This window comes from Syntrophorhabdaceae bacterium (assembly GCA_036504895.1).
GTDB lineage: Bacteria > Desulfobacterota > Syntrophorhabdia > Syntrophorhabdales > Syntrophorhabdaceae > PNOM01.
The window spans coordinates 44,836-51,982 of sequence record DASXUJ010000126.1; the positions used below are offsets into that span (position 1 = coordinate 44,836).

Sequence of the window (7,147 nt, forward strand, 5' to 3'; positions counted from 1 at the left end):
AAGGTGGCGAATCCGGCCTTAAAGGGATATAATAGAGTACACACCAACCCGTTCCCACTTCAGGAAATGTTTCGGTAGTAACCGGAGAAGTGGGAGTCCAAAAATAGCATCCATATTCACAATCCGGTTGATTCGATCTTGGTTCGAGATAAGGAGAGGTCTATTTTGACGTTTCTCAGCACATCCCTCATCAGGGGGCCGGCCTATTTATGGGCCCGCTTCCATCAAAAAAAATTAGAGCAAAGAATCATCATTGACGAGCCGCCGCTCCGGTCGGAGCTGTTCAGCGCTTCCCAGATGGAGCATCACGGCAAGGGCCTGGCGGGTGCCCATGTAGTGAGCGCGAGCCCATCGGCCGAACAGCTGCTCGCGCGCCTTGGGGATAATGAAGAGGTCCTCCTCGGCGTGCGGGAGCTCCTGACGGAGGCGGTAAAAGATAACCGGAGGATTACGCCTGCGGGTGAATGGCTCCTCGACAACTTCTATCTTATGGAAGAACAGATTCGCACCGCGAAGCGGCACTTGCCGAAGGGCTACGGCAAAGGACTGCCAAGGCTGAAAAACGGTCCTTCAAAGGGTCTCCCCCGCGTCTACGACATTGCCCTGGAGACGATCTCTCACGGCGACGGCCGGGTGGACCGTGAGGCCCTGAGCGGTTTCGTCGCAGCCTACCAGACGGTCACCGTGCTGGACCTCGGGGAATTATGGGCGATCCCCATCATGCTCCGCCTGGCGCTGATCGAAAACCTGAGGCGTGTTGCGACGCGGATCGCTGCTGACAGGATTAACAGGAACCATGCCGACCACTGGTCGGACCGGATTACCGAAACCGCCGAGTCGAACCCCAAAGATCTGATCCTGACTATTGCCGACATGGCGCGCGCGAAGCCGCCCATGGTGAGCTCTTTTGTCGCCGAGCTTGCGCGCCGGCTCAAAGGCAGGGGCCCCGCCCTCGCATTGCCCCTTGCCTGGATCGAGCAGCAGCTTTCCGGCGCGAGCCTCACTATCGAACAACTGGTGCAGTCGGAAAACCAGCAGCAGGCGGCAGACCAGCTCTCCATCAGCAACAGTATCGGCAGCCTTCGTTTCCTCGGAGCCGCTGACTGGCGGAAATTTGTCGAAACCATGAGCGTGGTTGAGCAGACCCTGTGTGGAGATCCTGCCGGCGTCTACGCTGCAATGGATTTTGCGACCCGCGATCAGTATCGCCACGTGATAGAGAAACTCTCGAAAGGCGGTCTCTTGTCCGAAAACGAAGTGGCCCGTGTCGCAATCCGTCTTGCCGGGGAATCTGAGGCAGGGACGGACGGCGACGGCCGGAAGGGACATGTAGGCTTTTTCCTCATGGATAAGGGGCACGCCCGGCTCAAGGGACTTACGGGCGCGCGCAGGTCTTTGGCTCACGCGATTCAGGGCATGGTCCGCCGGTTTCCTTTATTTTTCTACCTTGGCGCGTTCACGGTAATCACCGCGGTCCTCACGGGGGCTCTATATTCAGTGGGGTATACCCATGGATTACAGGGTCCTCTGGCATGGTTTACGGGTCTGCTCTGCCTTCTGTCGGTGGGTCAGTTATCGATGGCCCTGGTGAACTGGCTTACGACCCGGTTCGTGAGGGCCCGGCCCCTTCCGCGAATGGACTTCTCCAAGGGAATTCCCCTGGAATCAGCGGGTCTCGTCGTGGTGCCCACGATGCTCACCGGTGACCGCAATATTGAGCATCTGATGGACGCCCTGGAGGTCAGATTCCTCGCAAACAGGGACGACAACCTGCGGTTCGCCCTTCTCACCGATTTTCGGGATGCCGCCCAGGAAACCCTGCCTGAGGATGAACGGCTCTTATTGTCGGCCACGCAAAGGATCGAAGAGCTGAACGAGAAATACAGGTCTTCGGAAAAGGATAGTTTTTTTTTATTTCATCGTCCCCGTCGTTTTAATACTCAGGCCAATATCTGGATGGGTTACGAGCGCAAGCGGGGAAAGCTCGCGGAACTGAATTCCTTTCTCCGCGGCGGCTCCCGGGACTGTTTCTCGCTTATCGTCGGCAATACGGATGCAATAAGCGAGGTCAAATACATCATCACCCTTGACACGGACACGCAGCTTCCCCGTGACGCGGCGCGACAGTTTGTCGGGGCCATGGCTCACCCGCTCAACCGTCCGCATTACGATGAAGAAAAACAGCGCATCTCGGCAGGGTACGGCATTCTTCAGCCCCGGGTGGCGGTGAGCCTCCCTAATACGAACCGGTCCCGGTATGCACGCATGTGGGGAAGCGATGCGGGCATCGATCCCTATACCCGGGTGGTTTCCGACGTCTACCAGGACCTTTTCGGGGAAGGCTCCTTTATCGGCAAAGGCATCTATGAGATCGACGCCTTCGAGCGGGCAGTCAAAGGGCGCTTTCCTGAAAATCTTATTTTGAGCCACGACCTGATCGAAGGATGTTATGCCCGGGCAGGCCTTTTAAGCGACGTGCAGTTGTACGAGGAATACCCTTCCCGCTACAGTGCTGACGTGAACCGAAGGCACCGCTGGATTCGCGGCGACTGGCAGATCCTCCGATGGGTGCTGCCCGGGGTGCCCTGCCGGAATGCGCGCTTTTGCGAAAATCCCCTCTCCATGCTTTCCCGATGGAAGATTTTCGATAATCTGCGCCGCAGCCTTTCCCCTCTGGCATTGACACTTCTTCTGCTCCTGGGCTGGATGGTCCTGCCCATGCCCTGGTTCTGGACGTCGTCGGTGATAGCTATCCTGATAATCCCTTCCTTGATCGCTTTTGGTTTGGAATTATTCAAGAAGCCGGCTGATGTGGTTCTCGGTCAGCATATCTTCTCTTCTCTGAGGGAAGGCGGCAGAAGCCTGGGCCAGACCGCATTCACCTTTTCGTGCCTGCCCTATGAAGCGTTTTTCAGCATTGACGCGGTAGTGCGCACCATCTGGCGAATGGCGGCTGCACGCAAGCGGCTTCTGGAATGGAACCCTTCGGGTGATTCCGATCGGGCGAGCCGGATGGGCTTTGCCGGGGCCTGCCGCACCATGTGGATATCTCCGGCCATCTCCGTTGCAACGGCGATATATCTCGCTTTTTCGAGGCCCGAGGTCTTGTTTGCTGCCCTGCCTGTCCTTATCCTCTGGTTTATCTCACCCCTCGTAACCTGGTGGATCAGCGAGCCCCTGGATCGCCGTGAAGCAAAGCTCAGCGCGGGCCAGACAACCTTCCTGAGAAAGATTTCCCGAAAGACATGGGGTTTCTTCGAGACCTTCGTCGGCCCCGAAGACCATTGGCTTCCGCCCGATAATTATCAGGAGCATCCCCTTGCCAAAGTTGCGCACCGCACGTCGCCTACCAACATGGGGCTTTCGCTCCTCGCCAATTTATCGGCATGGGACTTCGGTTATATTTCTGCGGGACAGCTCATGGACCGTACGTCTCAGGCACTCGAGACCATGGAATCCCTGGAGCGCTACAAGGGGCATTTCTACAACTGGTATGACACGGAGTCGCTGAAACCGCTGCTGCCGATCTACATCTCCACCGTAGACAGCGGTAACCTCGCGGCCCACCTGTTGACGCTGCGAGCGGGGCTCGCGGTTCTCCCTGATGCGAAGATAGTGGGGTCCAAGGTATTTGACGGTCTGGGCGATACAATTGATATTCTCTTTGACGAGGCCGGAAAGAACATCCCCCTTCCCCTCTCTCAGGCGAGAGAAGAGCGGGAATACGGTGAAGTCATACGGCTGGATACGCTCCATGGCGTATGGGAGGGGCTTCAGAGGCTCGTCGCCTTTGCCCCGGGAGTGGTCCGTGGCTTTGATGCCGATTCGGAAAGCGTGGCCTCATGGTGGGCGAAGGCGTACGCCGCTCAATGCCGGGCTGCCCTCGACGACCTGACTTTCCTCGTCCCCTGGATGGCATTGTCCCTCCCTTCAGGGGTCCTCAGCGACTTTCCCGCCCTTGGAGAGATTCCGACATTGCGGGCATTGTCCGGTCTTGACCGGAAACTGGTGCCGGCAATTATTGCTCAATCCAATGGGACGGCCGAGGAGCACAGGCGGATTGAAGAGCTCGCGGATGCCGTCAGGGAAGGAAGCGCCAGGGCCAGGGCGAGAATAGGGGCCATGGAGAAGCTTTCCTTCCGATCGGGCGAGCTTGCCCGCATCGATTATGAGTTTCTTTATGACGAATCCCGCCACCTCCTGGCGATCGGCTACAACCTCATCGATAAGCGCCGGGATGGGAGCTGCTATGATATGCTGGCCTCGGAAGCGAGGCTCTCGAGCTTCGTCGCCATTGCCCAGGGACAATTACCTCAGGAGACCTGGTTTGCCCTGGGGCGTCTGCTCACGACCGCCGCGGGAGGGCCGATTCTCCTCTCCTGGAGCGGCTCCATGTTCGAATACCTGATGCCTCTCCTTATAATGCCCACCTATGAACAGACGATCCTTGACGACACCTGCAAGGCGGTTGTGGCAAGGCAGATTGAGTACGGCAACACCCGTGGAGTGCCCTGGGGAGTTTCCGAATCGGGATATAACAGAATAGACGGTCATCTCAATTACCAGTACAGCGCCTTCGGCATACCCGGATTGGGGCTTAAGCGCGGCCTCGCGGGTGATCTGGTCATCGCTCCCTACGCGTCGGCCCTGGCGCTCATGGTGGCGCCCGAAGAGGCGTGTCTCAACCTCGAGACCCTTTCCGCCCATGGCTTTGAGGGAAGATACGGTTTCTATGAAGCCATCGATTACACCCCGAACCACCTGCCACGCGGGCAGTCGCGCGCGGTGGTAAGGTCCTTCATGGCCCATCACCAGGGCATGAGCCTCCTTTCTCTGGCCTCCCTTCTCCTGGATCGTCCCATGCAGAGACGCTTCGAGTCGGACCCTTCATTTCAGGCGGTTCTGCTCCTCCTGCAGGAACGGGTACCGAAGGCAACGGCGTTCTATTCCCATACCACCGAGCTTTCCGAGGCCCATACCGCCTCCCACGACGTGGAAGAAATGCCGATACGGGTCTACACAAGCCCCGACACGGCCGTACCGGAAGTGCAGTTGCTATCGAACGGAAGATACCATGTAATGATCACCAACGCGGGCGGCGGCTACAGCCGCTGGAAGGATCTTGCGGTAACGCGATGGCGCGAGGACAGCACCTGTGATAACTGGGGGACCTTCTGTTACATTCGGGACCTTGCGAGCGGCATGTTCTGGTCGACCGCACATCAACCTGCCCTGAAGACTTCGAAGCAGTATGAGGCGATATTCTCGGAAGGGCGAGCGGAATTTCGGCGCAGAGACCAGGAGATCGATACCCATACGGAGATTGCCGTTTCGCCCGAAGACGACATCGAGCTGCGCCGGATTACCCTCACGAACCGGACGCGGACCCGAAGAACAATAGAGATCACAAGCTACGCCGAAGTTGTCCTCGCAACACCCGCCCAGGACGCGCTGCACCCGGCATTCAGTAACCTTTTCGTCCAGACCGAGATCATCCGCGAGCGCAGCGCCATACTAGCCACGCGCCGGCCCCGCTCTGTTGAAGAAAAATCGCCCTGGATGTTCCATCTTATGGCAGTGCACGGGGCCGAGGCCGGTGAAGTCACCTTTGAGACCGACCGCGCGCGCTTTATAGGCCGTGGGAATACCGTTGCCTACCCGGAAGCGATGAAAGGAGCATACGGGCTTTCGGGCAGCGAAGGCTCGGTGCTCGACCCGATTGTCGCGGTCCGCCGCCGCATAACCCTTGATCCGGAAAAGTCGGCGACCATCAATATCGTGACAGGTATTGGTGAAACCCGTGATGCCTGTCTGGATCTGGCGGGAAAATATCAGGACCGGCGTCTCGCCGACCGGGTCTTTGACCTCGCATGGACCCATTCTCAGGTACTCCTGCGGCAGATCAATACGACGGAAGCCGACGCCCAGCTCTATGGACGGCTTGCCGCCTCGATTGTATATGCGAACCGGTCATTACGCGCCGGTCCGGGAACCCTGGCCGAGAACCGCCGTGGTCAATCCGGCCTCTGGGGCTACTCCATTTCCGGCGATCTTCCCATCGTGCTCCTCCAGATCGAAGATCCTGCCAATATCGGCCTCGTACGACAACTTGTCCGGGCCCACGCGTACTGGCGTCTTAAAGGGCTGGCGGTAGACCTCGTAATCTGGAACGAAGACCATGCCGGGTACCGGCAACTCCTTCATGAGCAGATCATGGGCCTCATCGCCCAGGATACGGAAGGTAACGTGACGGACAGGCCGGGCGGCATTTTTGTGAGGCCCTCCGACCAGATATCGGTGGAAGACCGCACCCTGTTCCAGGCCGTCGCCCGGGTTATCATCACTGACCGCAAGGGGACGCTCGTCGACCAGCTGAAGAGCCGGACGTACAGGGAAGGTATCTTGCCGGCCCCGTTGCCGGTCCGGAAGACAGGGAACGATGGACCGGCAACAGCGGCAAAACCCCGGGAGGACCTGATGTTCGGGAACGGACTGGGAGGCTTCACTCCGGACGGCAGGGAATACGTCATTTCTACTGCCCGGAATCAGGTAACGCCGGCGCCGTGGGTGAATGTGCTGGCGAATCCCTTTTTTGGAACGGTGGTGTCAGAGAGCGGCCCGGGCTATACGTGGGGTGAAAACGCGCACGAGTTTCGCCTCACCCCCTGGCACAACGACCCAGTCAGCGATCCGAGCGGAGAAGCCTTTTATATCCGTGATGAAGAATCCGGCCTTTTCTGGTCTCCCATGCCGTTGCCGAGCCGCGGGGCCACCCCTTACGTGACCCGCCATGGATTCGGCTACACCGTCTTCGAGCACACCGAGCGCGGCATCACCACGGAGGCGTGGGTCTACGTGGCCCTGGACGCTGCGGTCAAGTTTACGGTGCTGAAGGTGCGCAACCAGTCCGGTGCATCGCGGCGGCTTTCCGCCTTCGGATATGTGGAATGGGTACTGGGCGATTTGAGACCGAAATCGGCAATGCACGTGCTTACGGCCATCAATCCTGTAAGCGGCGCCCTCCTCGCGCACAACCCGTACAGTACGGAATTCGGCAACAGGACCGCCTTTTTCAATGCAGATGATGCAGCCAGAACCGTGACCGGCGACCGGACGGAATTCCTCGGCCGTAACGGAACGACCGCAA

The 7,147-nt window shown here is 58.7% G+C and carries 1 protein-coding gene; it reads left to right on the forward strand.

The window, feature by feature from the left end; translation table 11 throughout:
- Positions 1 to 165: 165 nt before the first annotated feature.
- A partial coding sequence (locus VGJ94_17955) for a glucoamylase family protein (protein HEY3278506.1) occupies positions 166 to 7,147 on the forward strand: 6,982 nt, incomplete at its 3' end.